Here is a 23,522-nt window from a genome sequence, read left to right on the forward strand (position 1 = left end):
CACCCAGAGAGCTGTCAGACATAGCCCAAGTAGCCATCTACGCCATTAGCTAACATCTGATATTTTTCAACCTGATCAAATGCGAGCCAGTTTCCAGTTTCCCGCATCCCAGGCGGCTGGAACACTAAGTGGCCAGGCTGGAAAAACCCAAAATGGGGTATGTTGAAGTAGTAGGCCAAATGCACGAAAAAACTATCCGGCCCGATATAAAGATCACCAGCAAGCAGTGCCTGCACGGCATCGGCTAGCTTAGGCTTGGCTAGGTATGTGTCGACTCGCCCGGAGTACTGCAAATACTGACCACAAGGGTCGATAAGAGTTATTTTCCAGCACCGCTCTTTAGCGAGAAGCACGACGTTATCAATGACTTTGGAGGACAACCATCGTTCGCGATAACGTGCACAGGGGTTGATGACGACTCGACGCACCGAATGCTGCGGTAACCGCAATGAAGGCCACGGGCACTGAACGCCCAGCAAACTCTCCAGCAGTATGCGGCGGTCTTCGTACACACTTCTCCCTGTGGGTGTGTAACAACCTTGACGCCCAGGCCAGACCAAGAGCCGATTACGAATACCATCACGTTCAAACACAAGCATATCGCCAGGATTGGTTTGACGCCCCAATCGCCACCACGCCAACCCTAAGTCCCTTACAGCCGCGAGCACCCCTCGCTCTTTAACGGTATTGAAAGCCGCCTTATCTGGAAGAATAGAGTGAATGGGCAATGGAAAACGCATCTGCTCAGAGACTTGCCGCGTCAGACCAGTTCCTATGATATTAAATTGAGCTCCCTGCTCACGCGCGCGCTCCAAGACTGACAATGTGATCAGTGCATCGCCAAAAGCCATGAGCGTAACGATGTGAATCATACTGATTCGCTAGCGTAGCGGCGGAATACGATAATTGTTTCAAAGCCATACAGCGACCAAATGAAGCTGTTGACACGCATAGCCCCCCCACAAAGTCTTCGCGGAAGTTGAATTACCCAGTGCGCCAGTCCCAGGCAAGCGTACACAGGATGCCTGTAGCGCAAATGAACCGACTCTGGAGTCAAGTGCGCCTGTTCCAATTCCCGATAAACTTCGGCGGCGCTGATCACATGACGATGTGTAGGATCATCGTAGAAATTCAAAGTGCCCTCGGCTGATGGAAAATGCACGCTCGCCTTGGTCGGGAATGATGCGTAGATCACGCCGTTCGTCGACAGGCATTCAGAAACCACTCGGAGCACACCCAGCGGATCATCGACATGCTCCAAGACATGCTGGAGGATGATCAGATCGAAGGTCCTCCCATCTAGGCTCTGCTTGAGTGCACTTGCGTAACGATCTTTAGGCAAGATAATGACCTCAGCAGCCATCTCGATATCGTGCGCGTTGAGGTGGAAATACTCTACGTCGACTCCGGTGTAGTGCACATCCGGCCTGAGTGACTTGACCCGCGTAGGTGAGTGATTCCCGCAACCAATATCAAGAACTGCTGCGCCCCGTGGTGCGTCGAACAGCCATCGACAATGCGCGGGCCGCAACGCACGCAGTAAAAAGCGTCGCAAAGATCGTTTAACCATGTGTTCGACTGTCCGGTTCAAAGGCGCCCGCAGTTCGAGCACGCACAGATCGAGCGAGATTGACATAGGCGACGAAGGCCCGTCTTCCAGCCCACGAAACCAACCAGTTCAACACACTGCGCGGATGCCCTGGCCTTGCGCTCCAAGCATGTTTGAACCACCGCCGCGCGGCCTTAGCACTACCCTCTTTGCATAGCGTCTGGCCGAGTAAGTTCGCGTAGTGAGAATACGCCATGGCCGAGGGACGGATAACTTCCGAATGACGAACAAGAATTCTCTGCAAGCTCGCCGCGTAACCGGCCTCGTCCGCCAAAAGGCTGTCAGCACTTTTGTGGTAGCGGACGAGGCGGGCAGGCAACCAAAGAACCTGACCCTTCTTCGCCAGCTTTATGATGAATTCCCAGTCTTCAAAACGACTTAAATCCTCAGAAAAGCCACCCACAGACATTGCTGTGTCTCGTCTGACCATCCAGCAAGACGCCCCCGGTACACGCCACGGAATCCACGGGCCTAAATCGATTGGCGTCATTTCACCATGAGCCCTTCCGTAAGAGCGTGACTCATCTTGAGGGCACTCGCAGCCGCAGGCGATGGCAACGGCCTCTGGCCGCAGCTCAAAAGCGTCGTAGGTAAGACTGAGACGTCCTGGCATCCACTCGTCATCGCTATCTAGAAAAACCAACACCTCTGAATTTGCCGCATGAATCCCCATGTTCCGCGCTTTTGCGGGCCCCTCTCGACATGTCGTTGACATATAGCGGATGCGAGCGTCTTTCACCCCACGCACCAGCTCGGATGTCTCATCCGTGGATTGGTCGTCGATGATGAGGACTTCGTCATCAACACTCAGCTGCGGCAATACACTCGCAAGCGCCCGACGCAAAGCACGTGCCCGATTGTAAGTTGGGATAATGACGCTCAATCGAGCCTGACCACTAGCGTCTTCCATCGGGATGTCTGGGCTACCTTTGCTGGCGATTCCGGCCAAGCCTGAAAATAAGATTCTCTAGCCGACGTTAGAAGTGTATGTCATGGGTCGGCGGTTATGGGATCGCAGCCTATCACCCGAGGTATTAGGCTCTAACTCGTGACCGCCAGCTCAGCACTGATCATTGCGCAAATGCAGCCATTACCATTGGCTACGGGTTAATGTCCACGGCATATCGACAACAAAGCCTCATCATCATTGAACCAGACTCACATGTTGACGACCGCAGTTTTCCACTCCAAAGCCCTCCGGGCTAGCGCTCGCTTGCTTCGCGATATTGCCAATCCCGGCCGGCTCGTGGCACATCGACATCGGCGCAATCAACCAATTGTTCTGGCCTGCTACCACAAGTCGGGAACGGAGCTGTTAAGCAAAATTTTCGCTGCTGTATCTCGGCGTTTTGGTTGGCGGTTTCGTACGCTGCATGGCTACAAAACAGGCCTTGCTCCAGACGCGGAGGTCATGCTGTATGCCCACTCATTAATTGCACTGGACCAAGTCACTGAACCTTATGTGGGCGTGCATCTCATTCGCGACCCCCGAGACATTATTGTTTCGGGCTACCTTTATCATCGGCAAACCCAAGAAGGATGGTGCACAAATGTTCCGCCATCTCCACCTTTTCCAGACGACATCGATTTTCCCTTAGTGCCCTACTCTCAGCGCCATCGCGATGAAGCGTGGAAGAAGTCATACCTTCGCACACTCGCCGGCCTTTCGTACCAGCAGACATTGTGTCAACTCAGCCGTGACGATGGCCTCATCTTTGAGATGGATCACTATGCAAGGTGGACTATCGAAAGCATGAGAGACTGGAACTACACCAACGAAAAGGTGTTAGAGGTACGCTTTGAAGACTTGAGAGACAATTTCGATCAGGGCTTCAATAGGATTTTTTCTCATGCAGGACTGAGGGACGACGAACAAACGGTTGCGATGCGCATTGCTCGTAAACATGACCTTAATCGAAAGAGCACCCGTGAGCTGCGTCGCATGACACATGTGACTGGTAATGAGCCTCAGAAGTGGCGGCGGTATTTCACCCCCGAGTTGAAAACAGCCTTCCTGAGCCGATTTGGCGACATACTTATTGACCTTGGTTACGAAGAAGACAACAGGTGGTAAGCCGAGGACCATCCAACGCTCAGTTGTATCCGTATCTCCTAAGTAGCGGTCTGCAGGTTGTCGCCAGCACCTGATTGGGCAAAGACGGCGTTCGTTGCGGCCACGGATCACTCACCTTAATTTCCGTTGGCCCGGTCTTGAAGGCGTCTGGGTTGCCCACTACTCCATGATAATTTTGGATATCCACAGTGCGGCTATCTTCTGCAAGAGGAGACGCATAACTGACACCCAGCCAGTCACATATACCTTCCAGACTAACGCCCGGGTTGTGTAGAAAGTCCTCAAACCGCATGAGCCGATAATGTAGCGCGCTGTGACCCAGCACCCGCTCCGCCAACACATTCGAGATGGCCCACTCCAACGCAATGCCCATCCACCCGCGCTGTTTTAGCCACTGCTTGTCGCTACGCCATGACATAGCGACTCCTCTGACATCACGGACCAAATGTAAAACCCACAGCTCGACATTTGGCAACATTGACAGCGCCGTACCATACGACGCCACTCTGGACGTCTCTACGATGATCTTGCCGCCAGTCTGCTCAGCAAGTCGGAGATACAGCTCGTCGAGTCGTCCGAGGTATTCATCGAAATCTGGCCTCGCGCGTGTGCGTCCGGAGTGGAACATCAACTCCGGACGTTGGGAGAATCGAAACTTCTGGCGCCACTCATGCATGGCCTCCGGCTTCCATCCATCAATCAAACAGCCATTGGGGTAAAAAACCCTCCCCCAGAACTCGCACTCCTGAAAACTATGTCGACACGCACAATGCCCACTTCGCAGGAAGTTCCTAGCCCAGGTGTCATGGAGCTCCCCAACGGGGAAAAAGTTCTTCATCTGACCTAGCACTCGGCCGATCAGGGTTCCACCACTACGGCCGGCTCCAGCAAGGTATAGAACCCGAGCTTTTTCCATTGTTAACTCACTTCACTCCAAAGGCGCCCCTCTTCCGCAGAACGCTGCAACACTAGCCTTATCGCCCCAAGTAGCGTCAGGCCAAACAATACACCTACGGTTCTACTGAACAAGCCTGAGTGCGCCCAAAACACGGACCAGTAGGCGACGTTGGCAGCTATCAAACCCATATAGAAAGTATCTGGTGCAGACATTTTTCGCCATGCAGAAATGACGATCAGATACATAAATGCCATTTGGAGGGCAAAACTGAAGCACATCACTAAACCACCGGCTTCTAAAAGCTCTAACAAGCGATGATGGGCTTGCCCTATGGTGTGGTATCCGTTGCCCAGTACAGGCCTTTCCCAAATATCCTCCCACGACTCGGCCTGACGAACTGCCCTTCGATAATCGGAAACTACAGATGAGGCTGCGCCGGAAAGACGGCTGTATGCAGACTGTGAATCTGGGGCGGGGCCTCCCCGAATGAGCACAGGAGCCAACGCTACGCAAGCGCTTACGAGGATTAGCTTATAGACATGGCTCCAGCGGAAATGACGGCTCCATAATGAGAAGCACACCACAAAAACTAGGCCGACCACTGGCGCCAAGAGGCTACTGCGCGACCCTGAAAGGTTTGCCGCTGAAAAATTCACGTATAGGACCAACAGCCACACCAAGCTACCCATCCAGCTTCTACTTCGAATGAAGAGTACCGATGTTGCCGCCAAAGCCATTGACACATTGAAGCCCAAGCTAGTCGAGTGCAGTGCCATCCCGGCGAATCTACGGCCTTCATCTTTCGCGTAAGCATCCAGAAGATCTGGCCATAAACCGTTGGCATCCATTACTGCAACAAGAGCACTCAAGGTGCTTCCAAGGATCCAGGCCGTCACTAACTGCGGTACCACTCGCGGACCACTTGAATACCATTGCACGATCACGAGCGGCACCACGATGTGGATATAGCTGTACACAATGTACTGAGTGACGTTTTGGCGGTAAGTCGATGAGTTGAGCTCCAATTGCCACAATGCCGTGACCAAACCCAGTATGAGCGCGACTACCCAAGGCAACGGTAGCCACATCCGACTTGTACTCGCATCTTGCCCGAGAAATTTGACCGCAATCGCTAAACCGATACACAAGTCTGAAATACTCAGCGCCCCACTGACGCGTAATGACTCGCAAGGAGCGAAAAACACTCCCAGAAAGAGCAACCAAGTTGCTGCCGCGGAAAAGTCAACATACTGCTCCGCGGACAGTTGTTGCGTTATGCCGGAATAACTCGTGGAGCCTGGATTAACCACGAGAAACTAGATGATGTGAACTCAGCTGACGCCACAAGCGCCCATGCTCAGGCAGGAAGACCCCATCGAATTGGAGCGTGGCCCCATCAGAGCGCCGCCGGTGCAGCGAAACAATATCGACTAAGCGGAAGCCCTTGGCAGCCATGAAATCCATAGCCTGGTGCACAAGCGGGGCAGCATTGTTGTACGGCAGCAGGCCAACCTCCATGACAATACATTCCGCATGACTCAGGACATGCTCTGCCCCTGTCAAGATTTCAAGCTCGCTCCCTTGAGTGTCAAGTTTGAGCAAACATTTTCCAAGGGCAACGCTGCCAAGTTCCTTGTCAAGTGTGCTGGTGGTCATTAACTGGCAGCGTCTCGAAAATGACGTCAGCTCCTCCTTGTATGACGACCCAGAGGCCATTTTATAGAAGGTCACTTCGCGGCCTTCCGTATCCGCTAACAAATCGGAACGAAGCGTGAAGCGCTTCCCTCGAAGGTTCTCACGAATCAGCCCATGTTTATCTGCTTGAGGCTCAAATAGGAAGAGCTCTGCCTGAGGAAAGATGCTTGACACTGACCGAGACCACTGCCCCTCAAACGCACCAACATCAACAATGGTGTCCGGAGCCAGGCCATGGCGAGCTAAGAGCTTCAGCCCATTACGCAAATCGGGGACGCCAGCGTGGAAGAAATCCACTTTTGCGGCTGCCCTACGCAGCCCTCGTGCCAGCAGTGAATTGATTCTCGAGGCCGACATCCCAATTCCCACCATCAAACCATCCCCTCCAAAGTCGTCAAGAACTCTCGAGCAACGGCGTGCTTACGATACTTCGCCACGCCGTCTAGCCCGGCAATGTTTGGACCTTGCTCGCCGTAGCGGTTACAAGCCGCCTCCAAAGCTTCAGCGAGTTGCCGGGAGTCATCTGCCGAGAAATGCAAGGCAGTGTCCCCACCGGCCTCCCGTAACCCGCCTCTGCCACTGGTTACGACGTAGCATGCACAGGCCAAACCCTCAATAACCGTGATTCCGAAAGCCTCTTCGCCTCGAGAGGGTGCCACCAATGACTTACTAGAGCGCAGTACTTGTGCTAAGGCGTCACCTGTCAACTCCCCTAGAAAGCTCAGATTCTCTGTCACCCCTAAGTCGCTATTTAGCTGCTGGAGTCTTTCGAGCTGAGGGCCATCACCAATAATCGCCACGCGAACATCCGGCCGGCTTTGCCGCCAGATTGCGACAGCCTTGAGCAGTATGTCGACGCCCTTGAAGGGAACTAGTCTGCCCAAGAAAACCGCATCATAAGAACGCGCTTCGACTTTTGGTGGATAGAAGATTTCATCATCGAAAGGATTTGGGAGCACTGTTGCGCCACTCGGTACCCGCTGCGCTACAAACTGGCTAGGTGCCGAATTTTCGACCAAGCTACACAGCCACCGTTTCGAGATAGAACGCACAGATTTGCGCTCCGCACCCATCACAGGATGATTGATCATGATTGGCTTTCCCATCAACAGAGGCAGCCAGAGAAACCGCCACGTGGTGCTGAATGACAAAACCACATCAGCCTCCCAGATCACTCGTACGAGCCTCGGAAGCGAGGGATTTCGCAGTACCTCTGGGCCATTTGGTTGTGGCCCAGGATATGGCGTGACAATGGTGACACCGTGTTTCTCGACCCGGAATTGGGTCGCCAACAAATTAACAACAGTCTCTACACCACCCAAATGTGGTGAGTACCAAGGTGTGTACATCACAATGTTCATTGAGCTCAACACTGAAGCGCTTACCAATGGATCATCGGGAGTCTTGAAGCGCGCCGGTTTAACAGCCCGCTCACGAAAGCTGAGCCCCCCAATGTCATCGCAAGTAACAACCATAGCTTTGGCAGCCGCGGGTTCCTTACAAGCGCCTGCCGCAGTCGATACCGAGCCGCAGAGGCATTCCCTGCAAAAAGATGCACCTTGGCTAAGTCAAACAAAATTGACGTGGCATAGTCCGGTCGACCCAAAAGTAAGCTTTTGTGCTTGTCGAGCAGGTACGAGGTCGACACCTCTTTCTCCGCCCAATTGGTTGAGACACCATCATGACTCTCATGGGAGAAAGCCAGAACATCATCACAAAACCTTAATCGTCCAGCACTCAACAAACGCAGTACCAACTCGTAATCGCTACGAGTCCGGAGTTTTGTGTCAAAAGCACCGACCTCTGTCACCACGGAGCTACTGAGTAGCAAGCTTTGCAGATAAGCTGTCAGACCCTCAATCGTCCTCGGGGCTTCCACCCAAACGCCTTGCGAATCGCGCGGCCATCTGATGAGCTCGGCTCCAGCTTTGCCATAACGCAGCAAAGTGCTCACTACTCCGACTAGCTCAGGGTCTTCTTCTTGCTCGCGTATCACTCGCAGCTGGGTTTCAAGCTTGTGCGGTAGCCATTCGTCGTCGCTGTCTTGGAACGCTAGCCATCGACCGGTGGCCCTGGCAATACCGGCGTTACGAGCAGCAGCACACCCACTGTTTCTTTCCAATGCGATGTAGCGAACACGCGGATCAGCCCATCTTGCAACCACACTGGCCGTACCGTCTGTGGAGCCATCGTCAACAATGATTAGCTCTATCGACGCGTGCGTTTGCTGCAAAACCGAATGTATAGCCCGGTCGATAGTATGAGCGCGGTTAAAGGTTGGCATTATCACGCTCACGAGCGGCGTAGTCATCGCGTATTCACCCGCTCTCTCCAACGCCGCAGAAACATCGTTGTTGACTTCGTGAAACTCTGTCCAATGTAACTGAGGAGCAGCGCAACCCAGGCTTTGATCTGAATTGGTCGCACCCTCAAAGATTTCTTGATCATGTCCCGCCCAGCTCCAGGACGGTCGTCGTACAAGCTCTCGGCGCGACCTATGACGTAGTAGTGCCTCGCCATCACATCCGGTCTACCTGTCCACATTGCCCCGTGCTTCACAAGAATCAACCGCATATCGTCAGCCCGCGCCCGTTCCGCTTTCGTCAATCCTCCTCCGTCAACGCGATCTTGAATCCAGAGTGGCGCATTGACATGCACAAAGTCTGTGTGATTACGAATGCGCAGACTGAGCTCCCAGTCATCCCACGAATGAATACGCTCGTCAAAGCCACCGACCTCTCGAATTAACGCAGTTTCCACTAACCAGTTTGGCGTAGTGATGAGACTCCACTCAGGACCGCCATGGCCAATCCCACGGGTGTAATCCACCTGCTTTTCGTAAAAGGACCCACCAACATACACTGCGCCCTTTGCCGTCAGACGCACATAAGCTGCTAGGCACCACCGTGTGCCGGGGCTCTTTTCAAGTGCCTGCAGCTGACGCTGGATCTTTTCAGCCAGCCAATAATCGTCATCGTCCTGGAAACAGAGATATTGTCCACTAGCAATCGCAATGCCTTTGTTTCGCGCTGCTGCAGCACCGTGATTCTGAGTGTTTCGCAGAACGGTGAGGCGCGAGTCGTCGATCTTCCCCAGCACCTCCGGCGTCGCGTCGGTGGAGGCATCATCGATGACGATTAGCTCAATATCACGGTGTGTTTGGCCGAGCACACTCATAACAGACCGGCGCAGCAAATGCGCTCGATTATGAGTCGGGATAATGACTGTGACCTTTGCCTGCTCCGGAGGAGTCATCATGAGCTGCGCACCGACGCAGGTCCTGATCGATGTTTGAGTTGGCGCAATTTTTTCATCCAGCGCCTATTCAGATCAGCGCCTACATAAGTGAGCGCTAGAGCAAGCCAGTAGCGCCAATACAGAGGACGTATGGAGAGTGCTTTGCGTAGCTCTTCTCGCCCCGCAGGCGGCGGCTCATGAACACTCAGAAATCGACCGATTAGGTACCAGTGATGGCTCAACACCTCGGGACGATTCGCCCATATCTCTGCATGCTTACGCATGATTACGCGGATATCAAACGCCCGGGCGAGCTCCTGGCGCCGCACTCCTCCACCAGCAACTAGATCCTGAACAAAGAGTGGCTCATCGACGAAGACAGGCGGCGCCAGTTGGCTGAGCCTCAAACCCAACTCCCAATCATCGAATGAGCGGATGTGGGGATCAAAGCCACCAACAGAACTCAATGCCTCGCGGCGAACGACCCAGCCTGGGGTAGCAACCATGCTCCAGTCGTTGCGGCCATCCACGTGACCACGGGAAACCCCCTCGGAATAGTCAATTTGAGCTCGATACTTAGGGCCTCCAACATAACGTGCGCCGCTTGGCGCCAACAGTAAAAACCCCGCTAAACACCATACGGCGTCAGGGCATGAGCGAAGCACCGCAACCTGACGTTCCAGCTTATGGCAAAACCAGAAGTCATCGTCGTCGTTGAAAGCGACGAACTCCCCTCTCGCCTCGTCTATACCCGTATTCCTCGCGACCGCTGCGCTGCAGTTTTCCTCCCGCCGAATGACCTTCAAACGCGAATCAGAAAATTCCCTGAGTACCTGTTGAGTGTGGTCTGTAGAAGCATCATCGACGACGATCAGTTCTAAGTCAGTGAACGATTGCCCCAAGACACTCTGAACCGATCTACGCAAAAGCTCTGCGCGATTGCGCGTTGGTATGACTACGCTAACCACTGGCACTGACATGCTCAATGAACCTCAAGAGTGGAAGATCTACCAATGGGCGGCTTCAACACCACACCATGTAGCCGGGCGCGTGAGCGGTGGAGAGCAGCCCATAGTAGAGACACGCGAGACCGCCATTGCTCTCCGCCACCACCCCTCAACTGAAGGGCTTGGTGAACTGCCTGTTTATACTGTCCTTGCAGGCCATAGAGACGCGCCAACTCTAACTCCCAGTACACGCGCCAACGAGGGTACTCGGTGAGCAATCGTATATGGGTCAGCAACACTCCCTGCAAACCTTCGACACGCTTATCTAACTCCGCAAATAAGCTATCGCTGCTGCCGTAACGCATTAGCACGATATCTCTAGTCACCCCCATCCTGTAGACGCTCTTTAGCCGGAAAAGCAGCTCCCAGTCCTCCAAGCATGGCAGAGATTCGTCGAACCCACCAAGGTTCTCCAGCACGTTCCGCCGAACTAGCCAACTCGGCGTCATTAGTCCCGCCCCGCGCACTACTGCATCGTGACGGATTTCGGTATAGCCCTGCGGCGCCGTCCACCTCTCAGTCACGACTCCACCATCGGACCACGTCACAATAGAGCCACCTACCCAGCTAAAGCCTCCCGCCTGCGCAACGAATAATTGTTTATCAAGCTTATCCAACACCCATTCGTCGTCGCTATCTTGAAAAGCTATCCACTCCCCTCGGGCTTGCTTTACGCCAAAGTTACGAGCTGCAGCGGCGCCTTGCGAAGACTCTAAGCGCAAGTAACGTACCCTCCGATCCCTGAGACTGCTAACCCACTCCTGTGTGGCATCTGTGGAGTGGTCGTCCACAATGATGAGTTCCCAATTGCGGTAGCACTGACCGCAGACGCTAGCAACGGAACGAGGAAGAGTAGAAAGACGGTTTTTTGTTGGCAGGACGATACTGACGAGTGGCGGCGCAGTCACTTAGCCCTGACTCCTAACCGGCGAAGTAAGGTCCTCATGCCAGGCACTAAAGTCGCTTTATCACGTATTGCCCAGAAGCTTGGTGGATAGATAAAGAGTGCCTGCCACAGGCGCCACCTGAGTTGCCATGTAGAGTGATTTGGATTGTACTCTTGCAGAAGAATTCGCCAGCCAGCCGCCGCTGCGCACCTCAATTGCCAGGGGCCTCTGCGAACGACATTGGCCTCTTGCAGCATCCGTGTGTAGCTGGAATGGATTCGGCCGCTTTGATTATTTCGCTGATCTGGATGTTTTCTCCACCCAGACCACAGCCCAGGAATCTGCAATGCGGTTGTGTGTTCTAGCATCCGAAGCCACATATCAACGTCCGCCACGAAATAATCTGGTCTCCAACCACCTACCTGCCGTGCCAGCTCCAGCCGAAAGAAAGCACTGTTCTGCATGATGAAGGTGCGGCCGCACAGAAGACGCGCCAAACTGTATGACTCCCAAGCTGTGGGAGGATATCTGGAACCGTCCTGACGAAGTGGGTAGCAGTTTGAATAAACAATTCCCACCTGAGGATTCATCAAGAGCGCCTGCACAGCTGCGCTCACAGCCCCGGGGAAATAAACATCATCTGAGCTTTGAATCGCCGCAAACTCCCCCCTAGCTCGCCGCAAACCCTCGTTAACGGCCTCGGCCACTCCGGAGTCTGGTCGTGACCACCACCTCAGACGACTATCACGTTGCTGATACTCGCGGAGTACTTCAACGGTTCCGTCCGTTGAAGCTCCATCGATGACCAGCACCTCTAAACTACCGTAATCCTGTGAGGAGATCGACTCAAGTGTCGCAAGGATGTATTGAGCTTGGTTGAAGCTCGGCACGATGATACTGACTAGCGGCGTCACGAAGCCTTCCATCTGATGATCGGGTCCAGCCGTTGCTACAACTGACATCCCACAGTAGTCGAAACTACCACAGCATAAACGGAATGCATTACCGGTTTAAGGATTGACTTCGAGCTCCCTAAACCATTGCCCAGAGAAGCCGTCCACGCGTGGCCACCTGACACTGCAGTATTTCAAAGGATCAAGTGAACTACTGATCAGAGGCGAACCGATGCTGCAAGTTAAAGGCCAACTCACAAAACTCAGCTCCAGAGCCAACCGATCCCTCCGCAGCCTGCACCGGTTCAACCGTGATAAAGCCTCGGTCATCCCAATCATGAACCGAGGAGCGCATCGTTGAGGAATTAGCAGCCGGTACCACAGCTTGTCCGATTCGAAGCGGCCGCACACCAGAAGAGCATTCAAAAACAACCTTGACGCACGAATCGAGCGCCTAGCGGTCATCAACGATGATGAGCGCCTCATCTTAAGCCATTCTGTAGCTGAAAGCGCTCACTACGGATACACTCCTGACGTGGCACTAGCAAGGTCTCGTCAAAGGACGTCTCCAGCGCTCCTCCACTTCTTCGTATTGAGGACACACCTCTAATCTCCATCATGACATACAAAAAAGCGCTGGAACGTATCAAGCGAGAAGGCCTTCTTGCCACTATGAGGTCTGTACCTCAATACTTGTATCGTAAATATCGAAGAAGGCAACACCGGAAAATGCTCGCGTTACCGTCTTTAAGTGAGCGCTTTTCCGCAATCTATACCAACAACCTATGGGAGTCAGCGGAGTCCAAAAGCGGCCTGGGCAGTGAAATCACTTTCACACTGGCTCTTAGAAGCTGGCTCGTCGAAGCCATCCCGAAGCTCAGTATCAAAACAGTGGTCGATGCACCTTGCGGAGATTTTAACTGGATAAAGGAGCTACTGCCACATACTAATGTTCATTATATCGGGCTGGATATTGTAGGGTCACTCATAGAAGAAAACAATAAGAACTTCGCCTCAGACCGAATACGTTTCGCCACGGCTGATATTTGTAGTGACACCATACCCCAATGCGATTTGCTGTTGATACGAGACTGCCTATTTCACCTGTCCATTGCCGACATAGACAAGGTTCTCAGGAACCTTGCCAATACAAACTACAAATACTTATTGACATCTACACATATCAACACCTCGGACTTCAGGAATAAGGATATTGTTTCGGGAGGGTTTCGCCGCATTGACTTGTTCGCTCACCCTTTCAATTTCGACGAGAAACATGTGATTGAACGTGTCAATGACTCTCCTGAAGGGTTTGCCCATCCTCGACAGATGGTACTTTTTCGTAAATGCCATGTACCATCAGCCATTGCAATGACGTAGCCTCGCAACATGTAGTTCGCAACTCATTTTCGAGGTGCCTTCCACCAGCTGCGACTAGCGTGAGTAGTCACGATTGCAATACCCTCTTTCTGAGGTTTTACCATCCCCCGTGAGGGCACAACGAACCACGAACACTACGCATAACGACAACCCGAACACCACCGAAGTTTATGCCCTTTAGCATATGTAAAAAGGACGTATTGCCAGTTATACAGCCACAATCCAGCGTGTTCAGCTTAGCTACGCCAGGTTTTGGCGCCGGTTATTATGCCTGACGTTATACATCCTTGTGGGCGATAAACAATGTGCAGTCCTACGCAGCGCTCCGGGGCGACGCCAAATGCGTCGAAAGCCAAAAAACCCCTAAACTCGCAGTCCAACAGCAACCAAATATATACTTCCACACTGACATCGCTGAGAGGAATACTTGCTGTATGGGTCGTTGCGTTTCATTTTAGACACGCCCTAGAAACACTTTTCCCAGCGCTTCAACACATTGCACCAATTACGGCAAAAGGGAACTTAGCCGTTCCAGCGTTCTTCATACTGAGCGGTTATATTTTAGGGGAGGCGCATGGAGGAGATTTCTCGCGCATATCGAAACAGGCGGTTACTAAGTTTTACCTTCTCAGGCTTGCGCGCATCTATCCAGTACATTTAATCACAATGCTGCTATCTGGATCCATCGCATACACACTCTTGCATTTTGGATACCTGGAAAGCCTCTCTGCGTTTTCGGCAAAAGATGCCTTATATAATATTCTGTTGATACATATGTGGCACCCCGTAGCTCAGTTGAGCTGGAACTATCCCTCTTGGTCAATAAGCTCAGAGTGGTTTGCCTACCTTCTCTTTCCGTTCTTTGCGATGATGACAGCACGCTTAGGGCATCAGGCAAGACCTGGATTCATTCTGCTTGCTTCCCTAGGTCTTGCTTTGGCTGGCAGCGAGTATTACACCCGTGGTCATCAGCAGCCGTTCTTTGGAATGGTGTGCATCATCCCTTATTTCCTCTCGGGCTTGCTCTTTCATCAGTTTCAGAGGTACCACGATCATCGCTCGATCAAGTTACCCCGCGCTCTCCTTCACTGCTGCACGGCAGCAGTGCTAGTGGCACCATTCTTTCTCGATGGCGATGCGGTTAGTATTGTGTTGCTATTCGTCCTCACTTTGATGATATTTTCCCTTGCCCTTTCAGGCACCGACAGTGCTAGAGGCTGGCAGCATCCATGGTTAGTATCTTTAGGAGCGCGCAGCTATTCACTTTATATGACCCATGCGCTGGTACAGATTGCCCTGTATCGAATTCTCCCAGCTGCAGAGTTCGCTGAGGGCGCCTTCTATGTTAGAGCGGGCATTTTCGGTATATACCTCACGCTAATCTGGCTTGCGTGTAGCTTTTGTTTCCGATACTGCGAACAGCCAAGTCGTACACGCCTGAAAAAACATATTCTGAATCGGCTTTAGATCGCATGAAGTTCACCACGATCGTCTACAACTAGAGCACGCCCAATCCGTGGGACTTGCCCGTACAACGGGTTTCACCAACCCTCACCCTGGTGAAGGGGCATGGAGTTTCATAGATCACCCGCGCAAAAACTTCGCATGCGTCAAGCGACGACGGGCATCACCATCGCGGAGCTTGCAGAGCTTCAGCTGGTAGGAATCGCTCACAGTCAAACTGTTCTGTCACACCAAAAAGCCCGACTCTGCGTTTAGCGCTCTGTCCTCTTGAGTAGTACAGCCTGCATTACTGTCAGCGAGCGCGATAAGAGCGCCGCAATCCTCTCACTCCACGTGATCTTATTGCCATTTACACTGCCCCGCCGGCAGCACCCCCTTGCCCCCTATTCTCGACGGGTCCCATCAGGGCAGCTGGAGGGAGACCACTATCAGCATTGGCTTTGATGTGACGACGCTAGCCTCGACAAAACCAGCGTATGACATCACCACCACAACCTGACCACTCCACAAAGTGGTTGCATACGCTTCGTGGCCTCTGTGGGAGTGACTGGGCTGTGCAAGCTACAACCACACTCAATTGTTCTGCAGTGCCAACTCACAACAAAGGCGAATGTCGCTCACTTTGCGGCTACGCCTACCGGCTCGCGCTCCATTTATTCCTTTCGCCTATCACTGTCGTCAGTCGCACGCTTTGAGACAGACGTCGGAAACAACCTCTTTAGTCGCATGGCTGGACCTTCGATGAGCACGCCCGATAAATGAGCTGCGATCAGAATAAGGGCCAGCACAATCGCAAAGCTTGGCCATCCCTTTTGCTCACCAATGAGTTGATTTACACGTGGCTCAACAAATGTAAGAAATGGCATATGAAATAGGTAGATCGCATAGCTTAAGCTACCAAGATACACGGGAACCTTTGACCGCAACCAGCCCAGCCACCACCTGGGTGGGCTAGTCACAATGAGTGCGATTAGACCCATGAATAACACAGCCGCCTGGGTCCATAGCAACGGCCTATGGAGAAGCTCTAAATCCGAAAGCCTTCCTGAATATCCAGCAATTAAATATGGAAGCAAGGAACCCAGGGCGGATAACATAGAAATCCACCCGAGGCACGCTACCTTCATGAGGTTCCTTGTTGATCCAGTTGAACCGGCGGCGTAGTGAACAGCAACTGCCAACCCAACACCTAGTGCCAAACAGTCTATCTGACTCAGCAATAGCACTGGCGCCAACACCTGTGTCTTCAGATACAACCCGACGACTAGAAGACCGACCAAGGCCACTGATATACCGATTAGGCCAAAGCGGGGGACAATCAGCAAGAGCAACAGCGGAAGGCATAGATAGAACTGCTCTTCAATTGCCAGAGTCCATATTGGCAGAAGGCCAGGAAGGAATTCGAGAAAGGAAAAGGGGTGATCCGACAGATTGAAATACAACGGTGTGAACTGAAGGTACACCATCGAAAGCTTCCATTCCGTGAAGCGAACTGTCGCGAAAAATTCATCACCATAACGAGACAAACTGTAGACGAGGTATACGACCAGCACAAAGTAGTATGCCGGCCAAACACGCAGAGCTCTTCTTATATAGAAGTTTCTCAGTGAAAATCTGCCGGCAACCAAGTCAATCAGGATAATACGCCCAATTAGATAGCCTGATAGCACAAAAAACATGGGCACCCAGCACCACGCCCAGAAGATATAGGTTGGATCCCAATGGTAGAAAACAACCATTAAAGCCCCAACACCACGGAGCCCGTCTAGCTCCGATATATTTTGAATTCTTTGCTGCGCCATTGGTTTTACTTTATTGTGGGCAGCAAGTCGTTTTGGACCAGGTTGTGGTCTATCTCCGCAACCGATTTGGTGGTCAGCATTGCATACTGCCGCACGCTCGAAGACGACAAGCTCAATACCTCGAATTGGTTTGTCTGACTCACCCTTGAACCTAGCCGACTGATGGCGCTGCTTTGAACACTCATTGGCTGCGGGAAGCCTTGATGCGGCGCGCTGTTCTCAGAGCGCGCGCGAGTCTCCCATACCGCCACCCAATGTGCGATCGCTGAATCGCCAGGGTGTCATGGACATCCTCAATCAACTCGTAATCCAGGCTATCTAATAGTTCGTTACATAGATTCTTGTCAGCGTCTGCGAAATGCTTATGCTCGAACAGGACAACGGCCGGGCGAAATTCCAACCCTTGAATATCTTTGAGTATTTCAAAGTCATGCCCCTCCGCATCAATATGCAATAAATCCAGGTTGTCTAAGTCATGTTTCTTACATAACTCTTTGAGGGTAATACACCTCACGCTCTCTTCCACAATGCGGTCGGCAATATCAGGGATGTACTCCCTATGCTTCATGAGATGCGCCAGGTCGAATGAGCCTATCTGGTCATACCAGGGTGGCAGATACGGATCGGAGCTATGGCGCAAGTAGTAAAACGTGGCTTGCTTTTCAGTGCGCGTTACCGCGGCTCGCTCAAGCTCGAGTCGTTTGTTGTTCCCGTAGCGCTGCTGTAGGCGCTCAAAGACATATGGGACGGGCTCTACCAGAATGCCGGACCACTCCCGGTTCGAGACATAGCTCTGCAATGGGTCGTCACAAACAGCATCATTGGATCCAACCTGAAGGAACTTAATGTTACTGCGAGTGTACGCAAAGGCTTCGAGGACATGGCGAAAAGGGCTTCGCCTCGGAGGCGCGTTTCGCAGGGTCCAGTAAACGTCACGCAACCACGCACCTAACCAGTTCTCTGGTGTACTGGACCAACGCAGAAGGTGAGTTTTGATGCGTCGCCTGATTGGTGGCCCCGCCATAAAACGCTGCCAACGCCACTCCACACCGGCCGGCACCATGCCAATAAGGCCGTTCCGTACGGTGCGGCCCACGATCGGGCGCGTCTCCCACGGTGTCTGTGCGAGCACATCGAAAAATTCGCGCCGATAGGGATTACGACAGCGTTGATGCCAAGCCTTAAAAGGGCCGATGAAGTGCACGATTCGTGGCGATTGACGCGCCTGATTTATGTGTTTCACCGCATAGGGCAACGCCGAGTATGGGGCCGTGAACAGAACTGTCATCGCATTCCACTTCGGCTCCAACTGCAGCCAGCGACCTCTAAAAACTGCATTCAGTGGATCTTGATCAGCCCAAGGCATGGGTGCACGCCGCTCCTTGATAAAGTCGATAAGGGCGTCAACACAGCCATCTTTTCGCATACGCTCAAGGTCCATGAGCATAACGCCACTATTAAAATACGCCTCAGGTGTTGATACTCCGAGTTGTTTGACGCGGGAAAACTCAGAAGGCAGCAGAGGCTGACTTACGGCTGCGAGCAAGTGCTCGCCTAAGTCCACTTGCCACAAGGCAGCCAGGTCCCCCCTGACGAGGGTATCAGCATCAACGTACAGAATTCTGCGTTGATTCGTGAGCAGTGTTGGAAGCAGGACTCGGTACCATGCCGACAAACCGAACCGTTGAGTTCTCGGGAATATTGTGCACATCTCAGGGTGGACCCTTGCAGGGCACCATGAAGCGCCGTGGCCTTGAACCACCCGCTCCAATGTCGCTAAATCTTCAGGCTGGCTGGCGTCGTCATACAGAAAGTGAATGCTGACCTGATGAGTCTTATTGTGGCTGAGCAAAGAGCTAAGCATTACGCCACAATCGACGATCAACCGGCTGTCGGCTGAGCAAGCGATGTGCAAGTGTTCGGTCATCCAGGCCCACCTTTGGGTTTACGCCACCACTTCAATGACGCTTTCAATTGTCGCAGGCGCCCCCACCACAACTCTAGGAAATAGGCCCAAACAGCGGGTATCCTGTGTAATACCCAGTTGGGGAAGCTCTCTCCAATGACCGCACAATCAGGCCAGTCAGTCCGCCGGCGATAGCGAAAATATTCTTTCTTATATGGAACGCGGCACCGGTAATGCCAGGGTTTAAAAGGCCCGCTAAAATGTACGATCGCCGGTTGGGTCCGCGCCTCATAGATTTCAGAGGTAGAGTATGGCAAGTAGCGGCGTGGAAGTTGGAAGTAGGCGGTTTGGGCATTCCAGCGCGGCTCTAAGTCGACTCTACTGTCCGCATAGACGATGTTCAGCGGATCCTGGTCAACCCAGGGAAAGCGCCCTCCTTCGCGCCGCACAAGTTCGAGTAACCGGCGTGCCCGGCCGGTTTCTCGCATGGCCTTCAAGTCCATCAGTAACACGCCGCTATTAAAGTAACGATCAGGCTCATTTAAGCCTAACCCATCGCGAATCCTAGGCACCATGTGCGAATACAAAGGATTTGTCACCGCAGCAAGGCAATGACCGTTGAGAGGACGTTCCCATAGGGACCAAAGGCTCTTCATCACCACGATATCTGAGTCTAGGTAAAGGACTCGCTCTAACGGCGCCAGTAAATCTGGTAGAAGAAGCCTGAAACTTGCACTCAGACCGTATCGCGGTGAGTCCTGTAGATGAGCGATCAAGTGATGCGGAACAGCCAACGGCCGCCACTCTCCCCCAGCCCGGGCCACAGAACTAGCGAGCCCTGCCATTACGGGTGCAGGCAACTGCTTGTCGTGCAAAAAGTGTATGACAACACGGTTAGGGTCATGCTGGCTCATCAGAGAAACCAGCATGGTTGCGCAATCCGCCGCAAAGTCTGCATCAGCAGCACAAGCTACGTGCAGTTCATTGGGAATCGCGCCGCTCATCCACCCAGATCCAGTATTTTTTCAGGGAGTAGCCTGCGCAAGCGTGGCCGTAGTTGGTCTCGCCAGTACACTAGCTTGCGATGCAGGTAGGGGGGGTCTATCAGATCAAGTAACCCATGCTTTTTCTGCGTCGCGTACAGATGGTTAGAGTCAGAGCGACTCTTTGGCTCCTCAATGTTCAGAAACGCACTCAAAAAGCCTTTCGACTCCCCTAGGTCTGAGGTGCAAACCACTATCCTCCTGGATTCAGGAATTGCTTCCAGGACTAGGTTCAGGTGTGCGGCCCAAAAACGTAGATATCCATCGAGTGGGAAAAGGCCACGATTCTCAAGTGGTTGTTCGTCACCGGCGCATGGGCGGCTGAAGCCGGAAAAATAATAGTGATAAACCGACGCCCAGAGAGGCGCTTGCGACTGAATCCACTCACGGGCATTCAATTGGTCATCAAGCATCGACCCAAGCCACGCTCGTGGAGACCGGACCGTAATGATGAACTTGGCGTGAGGAAATAGACTCACCAGAGTGGGGGTAAACGCGGCCAATAAGTGGTTGGACTCGAGCTCCCAACTGTCCTGCTTATCTCGCCAGTAAAGCCAGCTCCGGTAATCCTGCTTCAACTCCGGAAACCTCCGGCTTTCTTGGATCGCTCTCAGTAGTGGCTTACTAGTTGGCTCGTGCTGAACCTTCAGGCATGACTCAAACATACCGGCCACTGAGTGCGTACCGGTTTTTGGGGCGCCAACACAATAAGCATGCACGCGACGCTTGCCTCGCTGACGCTCAGCCAAGAGAAGGCCAGCCCGGTCTAGGTAACGGTAGGGGTGGGCGCTGGTCACAATACCCAGCCCCTTCTTGCCATCCTCTTGTACACAGGGAACTGCCAGGAAGGAGGGAGACATCGTACCGCTCTCACTAGGCCAGTATTACCAATCCAAGGGGTACGACACCAAGGGGTTGATGACCATGATTCTCTAAATTCTGAGGTGTAAGGGTGCTGACACATCACATGCCAGGGCTTGGCGTGACCCGGCCCCTCAAAATGAACGATGCCAGGAGCGTCAACAGCCTCCCGCAAAGCACTTTCTCCAAGAACCTCTCGCGCGCGCTGCGGCCAAAAGAAAAACGAATTCTGGCAATTCCAGCGCGGGTGCAAAGCCAACCTTCGGCCTCCAAGCACTTTGTTGAGAGCATCTTGATCCGGCCACGCGAGCTCGGCCGCCCTCGCACGACCAAATGCTGCTAAATCTGCGACGACACCATCGGCACGCATCAGCTCAAGATTGAGCAACAGGACACCGCTGTTAAAGTACCTTTGCCCAGGCATTAGGCCCAGCTTTACTGACCAAGATGCCATTGATTTAGGCAGAACATTATCAACTGCTGCGAGATAATAATCTTCCAGCGACATCTGCCACACCGGGGTAAGGTCCGAGGTAACGAGTGCATCACAGTCTAGGTAGAGCACCTTCTCGATGCCAGACAATAGTTCTGGGAGATATATTCGGTACCACATTAACGCAGGAATGAATCGTAAACGCGGCAGGCCTTTCAAGCGATCGGATGAAGCGACATAGGTATGCAGGCTACCGCCGCTGAACTCAATCATTTCGGCCAGTCTAGAAACATCCTCTGGGCTAACGTCGGGGGTGTGTAAAAGGTGTACGCGCACTCTGTGAGATGGAGAGTTACTGAGAACAGAGTGAATCATCGCTGCGCAGGGAGGCAGGTAATTGGCGTCAGTAGCACATGCTAAATCCATGCAACCATCCACTTGTTTGGCATGAGCGCAACCACTTCATCCTGTAGTAGTCCTGCCAGACCAGAGCACCGCCTCGCTGCGCGGCACAAAAACCCAGTGAACACCAATGTATTTATTGTACGATCGTGTGATGTTCTAAATATGTGGCCATTGAATCTGAACAGCTCCCCCATATTGCGCCGAACGCCTTCTGCCTCACTGAGACTCGGGTTATGCAAAGGACTCAAGCAAGCGCTGGCGCCGCGCCTTAAGGCGACCCCATTTTTTCCATAAACGTTCAGATAATAGCTGCGACTGCACACCCCACGTATCAAGCCCCTCCTCATTCAAGTCGTAGCCAGCAGACTGTAGCAGCAACATACATTGTTTGCGATCGGTGCTTGATAAATGGTGGTGCTCATAGATTACCAAGCGAGGCTTCAGGGTAGAAAAGTCGATTTGTTTTATGATCTCAAAGTCATAACCTTCGGTGTCAATGTGCAGCACATCAACAGTCTTAATGTCATGCTTCGAACATAGAGACTCAAAGGTCAAGCAGGGGACCTCACTACAGACAATTCGACTCTCAATGTCCGGTATGAATTTGGCATGCCGAAGTAAAATCTCTCGAGAAAACGACCCCAAGCCATCGTACCAAGAGGGCAGCTCTTCATCTGGGCTGGCCTGAGGTAGGTGGTAAAATGGCATAACGCCTTCTTCCTGAGAAATAGCGACGTTTTCTAGCGCGAGTCGCTCACAGGTGTTATACCTGTTAAATAATCGCTCAAAAACGTAAGGGACTGGCTCCACCATTACCCCGCTCCATGCTGATTTCTGAATAGCATCATGGAGAGGGTCTTGCTGGAGGCCGTCGTTTGAACCAATTTGAATGAATGTTGCTTGCGGGTAGGCTCTTGCAAATGCGAGCATGAAATCAGGTCCCACCAGCCTGCGCAGCCTACGCCTCTGCCTCCATATGCGCCGTGCATGCTGGAGTATTCCTTCACCATTTGAAACTCTCGAGAAATACAACCAGAAGCGATGAAGAAAAGTCATTACTTATCCCCGAAAGCCTAAAAGCTGACTCAGTTGCTGACGGAGTGGTCTTTTCTCACGAACTCTAAGGTTGTACTCGTGCCGGTGGTGATAGCGGAAAATGTCAGGGTACTGAGATTTCAGCCCTTCGTATTCACGGCCGTCAAAGTACTCCACAAGGTATGAGCGCCGCTGCCTTACGGAGGTGTTTTCAAAGCTACAGTGCAGTAAGTCGCGATGAATCAACAGAGCATCCCCCCTCTGCATAGCAACCGGCTTACACTCAGCGACCTTGGGGTCAACTTCGTAAAATTGATTGAGCTGATTATCAACTCGGGTTGTCCCGTTTGATTTGCGTACGATACCTGGACTTGAATATCCCGGCTGGTGGCTTCCGGGAACGACCGTGAGGCACCCATTCTGTGCATCCACGTCGTCTAAGGGCATCCATACTGTGAAAACCGGCACCCCCAGGAAAAAGTCACTATCCCTATGCCAGTAGGTAACGCCTCCCGTGCGCGCTGGTTTGTGATAAAGCTGGTCGTCTAGTAGCCGCACGTCAGGCCCGAGAACGGCCTTAGCTGTGGCAACGATTCGAGGGTCGTGAACGACATCTAGAAAGGCCCTGTGATATCGGAAGGCATGCTCAATATGCAATGACGCCTTGCCGTTCACGTCGGCCAGGTTACCGTCTTCCCAAGTCAAAATGTTCTTTATAACCGGATACTTCCTCGTGTCCGTCTGCCCCTTATGACGGATAGCCTCCTCACTCAAGGCCTCCCAGGCCTTTATAAGCAGTTCTACTCGTCGTTGATCAAGTACTCCCGGAACGACAAGGAAACCATTCTCAGAGAACTGCTCCACCCCTGGGAAGTTGCCGAATGTATTCATAT

The 23,522-nt window shown here is 52.7% G+C and carries 22 protein-coding genes; 3 read left to right on the plus strand and 19 right to left on the minus strand.

Annotated features, from left to right (window positions below):
* Positions 1-14: 14 nt before the first annotated feature.
* From KI787_11880 to KI787_11890, 3 genes are read right to left on the minus strand one after another with little or no spacing between them, the layout of a single operon-like run.
* Positions 15-851, minus strand: coding sequence for a glycosyltransferase family 9 protein (locus KI787_11880; GenBank protein ID MBV6630651.1), 837 nt, complete (start codon positions 849-851; stop codon positions 15-17).
* A gap of 17 nt (positions 852-868) precedes the next feature.
* Positions 869-1,570 carry a class I SAM-dependent methyltransferase gene (locus tag KI787_11885; protein ID MBV6630652.1) on the minus strand — a complete coding sequence of 234 codons (702 nt, stop codon included), beginning with the start codon at positions 1,568-1,570 and terminating at the stop codon, positions 869-871.
* Positions 1,563-2,519 (minus strand): glycosyltransferase family 2 protein, encoded by a 957-nt coding sequence (locus tag KI787_11890; GenBank protein ID MBV6630653.1) that lies wholly within the window; start codon positions 2,517-2,519, stop codon positions 1,563-1,565. Before KI787_11890 ends, KI787_11885 begins: the two co-directional genes overlap by 8 nt.
* 252 nt (positions 2,520-2,771) lie before the next feature.
* Between KI787_11890 and KI787_11895 the strand changes: the two genes are divergently transcribed.
* Complete coding sequence (locus KI787_11895; protein MBV6630654.1) at positions 2,772-3,683, plus strand: sulfotransferase domain-containing protein; 912 nt, start codon at positions 2,772-2,774, stop codon at positions 3,681-3,683.
* A 19-nt stretch (positions 3,684-3,702) separates the two neighbouring features.
* Here KI787_11895 and KI787_11900 read toward each other — a convergent pair whose 3' ends face one another.
* The 9 genes from KI787_11900 to KI787_11940 form a co-directional block, all read right to left on the minus strand.
* The gene (locus tag KI787_11900) at positions 3,703-4,599 is read right to left on the minus strand and encodes a sulfotransferase (GenBank protein MBV6630655.1); all 897 of its coding nucleotides are present in this window, start codon (positions 4,597-4,599) and stop codon (positions 3,703-3,705) included.
* 2 nt (positions 4,600-4,601) lie between these two features.
* A complete protein-coding gene (locus KI787_11905) occupies positions 4,602-5,891 on the minus strand; it encodes a hypothetical protein (GenBank protein MBV6630656.1) in 1,290 nt (429 codons plus the stop codon).
* On the minus strand, positions 5,884-6,651 hold the full coding sequence (locus KI787_11910) for an FkbM family methyltransferase (protein ID MBV6630657.1): 768 nt from the start codon (positions 6,649-6,651) through the stop codon (positions 5,884-5,886). The genes KI787_11905 and KI787_11910 overlap by 8 nt, the downstream gene beginning before the upstream one ends.
* Positions 6,648-7,367, minus strand: a complete 720-nt coding sequence (locus KI787_11915; protein ID MBV6630658.1) for a glycosyltransferase family 4 protein — start codon at positions 7,365-7,367, stop codon at positions 6,648-6,650. The genes KI787_11910 and KI787_11915 overlap by 4 nt, the downstream gene beginning before the upstream one ends.
* Before the next feature lie 290 nt (positions 7,368-7,657).
* Positions 7,658-8,587: a glycosyltransferase family 2 protein gene (locus KI787_11920; protein MBV6630659.1), complete on the minus strand. Its 930-nt coding sequence runs from the start codon at positions 8,585-8,587 to the stop codon at positions 7,658-7,660.
* On the minus strand, positions 8,584-9,534 hold the full coding sequence (locus tag KI787_11925) for a glycosyltransferase family 2 protein (GenBank protein MBV6630660.1): 951 nt from the start codon (positions 9,532-9,534) through the stop codon (positions 8,584-8,586). Before KI787_11925 ends, KI787_11920 begins: the two co-directional genes overlap by 4 nt.
* Positions 9,531-10,439 (minus strand): glycosyltransferase family 2 protein, encoded by a 909-nt coding sequence (locus KI787_11930; protein ID MBV6630661.1) that lies wholly within the window; start codon positions 10,437-10,439, stop codon positions 9,531-9,533. Before KI787_11930 ends, KI787_11925 begins: the two co-directional genes overlap by 4 nt.
* 56 nt (positions 10,440-10,495) lie before the next feature.
* Positions 10,496-11,428, minus strand: coding sequence for a glycosyltransferase family 2 protein (locus KI787_11935; GenBank protein MBV6630662.1), 933 nt, complete (start codon positions 11,426-11,428; stop codon positions 10,496-10,498).
* The gene (locus KI787_11940) at positions 11,425-12,333 is read right to left on the minus strand and encodes a glycosyltransferase (GenBank protein ID MBV6630663.1); all 909 of its coding nucleotides are present in this window, start codon (positions 12,331-12,333) and stop codon (positions 11,425-11,427) included. The genes KI787_11935 and KI787_11940 overlap by 4 nt, the downstream gene beginning before the upstream one ends.
* 585 nt (positions 12,334-12,918) lie before the next feature.
* On the opposite strand from KI787_11940, the gene KI787_11945 reads away from it, so the two are divergent.
* Positions 12,919-13,680, plus strand: coding sequence for a class I SAM-dependent methyltransferase (locus KI787_11945; protein MBV6630664.1), 762 nt, complete (start codon positions 12,919-12,921; stop codon positions 13,678-13,680).
* Between the two features lie 303 nt (positions 13,681-13,983).
* Positions 13,984-15,147: an acyltransferase gene (locus KI787_11950; protein ID MBV6630665.1), complete on the plus strand. Its 1,164-nt coding sequence runs from the start codon at positions 13,984-13,986 to the stop codon at positions 15,145-15,147.
* 650 nt (positions 15,148-15,797) lie between these two features.
* Here the strand turns inward: KI787_11950 and KI787_11955 are convergent.
* The 7 genes from KI787_11955 to KI787_11985 all read right to left on the minus strand — a co-directional run bounded on the left by KI787_11955 (position 15,798) and on the right by KI787_11985 (position 23,520).
* Positions 15,798-16,946: an acyltransferase gene (locus tag KI787_11955; GenBank protein MBV6630666.1), complete on the minus strand. Its 1,149-nt coding sequence runs from the start codon at positions 16,944-16,946 to the stop codon at positions 15,798-15,800.
* 181 nt (positions 16,947-17,127) lie between these two features.
* Complete coding sequence (locus KI787_11960; GenBank protein ID MBV6630667.1) at positions 17,128-18,873, minus strand: FkbM family methyltransferase; 1,746 nt, start codon at positions 18,871-18,873, stop codon at positions 17,128-17,130.
* The gene (locus tag KI787_11965; protein ID MBV6630668.1) at positions 18,870-19,856 is read right to left on the minus strand and encodes a glycosyltransferase family 8 protein; all 987 of its coding nucleotides are present in this window, start codon (positions 19,854-19,856) and stop codon (positions 18,870-18,872) included. The genes KI787_11960 and KI787_11965 overlap by 4 nt, the downstream gene beginning before the upstream one ends.
* Positions 19,853-20,644 carry a hypothetical protein gene (locus KI787_11970; GenBank protein MBV6630669.1) on the minus strand — a complete coding sequence of 264 codons (792 nt, stop codon included), beginning with the start codon at positions 20,642-20,644 and terminating at the stop codon, positions 19,853-19,855. The genes KI787_11965 and KI787_11970 overlap by 4 nt, the downstream gene beginning before the upstream one ends.
* A 44-nt stretch (positions 20,645-20,688) precedes the next feature.
* A complete protein-coding gene (locus tag KI787_11975) occupies positions 20,689-21,615 on the minus strand; it encodes a glycosyltransferase family 8 protein (protein MBV6630670.1) in 927 nt (308 codons plus the stop codon).
* Between the two features lie 210 nt (positions 21,616-21,825).
* Positions 21,826-22,524, minus strand: coding sequence for an FkbM family methyltransferase (locus KI787_11980; GenBank protein ID MBV6630671.1), 699 nt, complete (start codon positions 22,522-22,524; stop codon positions 21,826-21,828).
* A gap of 129 nt (positions 22,525-22,653) precedes the next feature.
* Positions 22,654-23,520: a phytanoyl-CoA dioxygenase family protein gene (locus KI787_11985; GenBank protein MBV6630672.1), complete on the minus strand. Its 867-nt coding sequence runs from the start codon at positions 23,518-23,520 to the stop codon at positions 22,654-22,656.
* Between the last annotated feature and the right edge of the window lie 2 nt (positions 23,521-23,522).

Source organism: Oceanococcus sp. HetDA_MAG_MS8 (assembly GCA_019192445.1).
Lineage (GTDB): Bacteria > Pseudomonadota > Gammaproteobacteria > Nevskiales > Oceanococcaceae > MS8.

What these genes read in the sequence shown, in the direction of transcription:
- KI787_11945 (MBV6630664.1), top strand. Translation starts at nt 12,919, where the DNA reads ATGACATACAAAAAAGCGCTGGAACGTATCAAGCGAGAAGGCCTTCTT.
- KI787_11955 (MBV6630666.1), bottom strand. Translation starts at nt 16,946, where the DNA reads ATGGCGCAGCAAAGAATTCAAAATATATCGGAGCTAGACGGGCTCCGT.
- KI787_11980 (MBV6630671.1), bottom strand. Translation starts at nt 22,524, where the DNA reads ATGCTCGCATTTGCAAGAGCCTACCCGCAAGCAACATTCATTCAAATT.
- KI787_11900 (MBV6630655.1), bottom strand. Translation starts at nt 4,599, where the DNA reads ATGGAAAAAGCTCGGGTTCTATACCTTGCTGGAGCCGGCCGTAGTGGT.
- KI787_11925 (MBV6630660.1), bottom strand. Translation starts at nt 9,534, where the DNA reads ATGATGACTCCTCCGGAGCAGGCAAAGGTCACAGTCATTATCCCGACT.
- KI787_11890 (MBV6630653.1), bottom strand. Translation starts at nt 2,519, where the DNA reads ATGGAAGACGCTAGTGGTCAGGCTCGATTGAGCGTCATTATCCCAACT.
- KI787_11920 (MBV6630659.1), bottom strand. Translation starts at nt 8,587, where the DNA reads ATGACTACGCCGCTCGTGAGCGTGATAATGCCAACCTTTAACCGCGCT.
- KI787_11950 (MBV6630665.1), top strand. Translation starts at nt 13,984, where the DNA reads ATGTGCAGTCCTACGCAGCGCTCCGGGGCGACGCCAAATGCGTCGAAA.
- KI787_11960 (MBV6630667.1), bottom strand. Translation starts at nt 18,873, where the DNA reads ATGACCGAACACTTGCACATCGCTTGCTCAGCCGACAGCCGGTTGATC.
- KI787_11915 (MBV6630658.1), bottom strand. Translation starts at nt 7,367, where the DNA reads ATGATCAATCATCCTGTGATGGGTGCGGAGCGCAAATCTGTGCGTTCT.
- KI787_11985 (MBV6630672.1), bottom strand. Translation starts at nt 23,520, where the DNA reads ATGAATACATTCGGCAACTTCCCAGGGGTGGAGCAGTTCTCTGAGAAT.
- KI787_11975 (MBV6630670.1), bottom strand. Translation starts at nt 21,615, where the DNA reads ATGGATTTAGCATGTGCTACTGACGCCAATTACCTGCCTCCCTGCGCA.
- KI787_11940 (MBV6630663.1), bottom strand. Translation starts at nt 12,333, where the DNA reads ATGGAAGGCTTCGTGACGCCGCTAGTCAGTATCATCGTGCCGAGCTTC.
- KI787_11885 (MBV6630652.1), bottom strand. Translation starts at nt 1,570, where the DNA reads ATGGTTAAACGATCTTTGCGACGCTTTTTACTGCGTGCGTTGCGGCCC.
- KI787_11895 (MBV6630654.1), top strand. Translation starts at nt 2,772, where the DNA reads ATGTTGACGACCGCAGTTTTCCACTCCAAAGCCCTCCGGGCTAGCGCT.
- KI787_11965 (MBV6630668.1), bottom strand. Translation starts at nt 19,856, where the DNA reads ATGAGCGGCGCGATTCCCAATGAACTGCACGTAGCTTGTGCTGCTGAT.
- KI787_11880 (MBV6630651.1), bottom strand. Translation starts at nt 851, where the DNA reads ATGGCTTTTGGCGATGCACTGATCACATTGTCAGTCTTGGAGCGCGCG.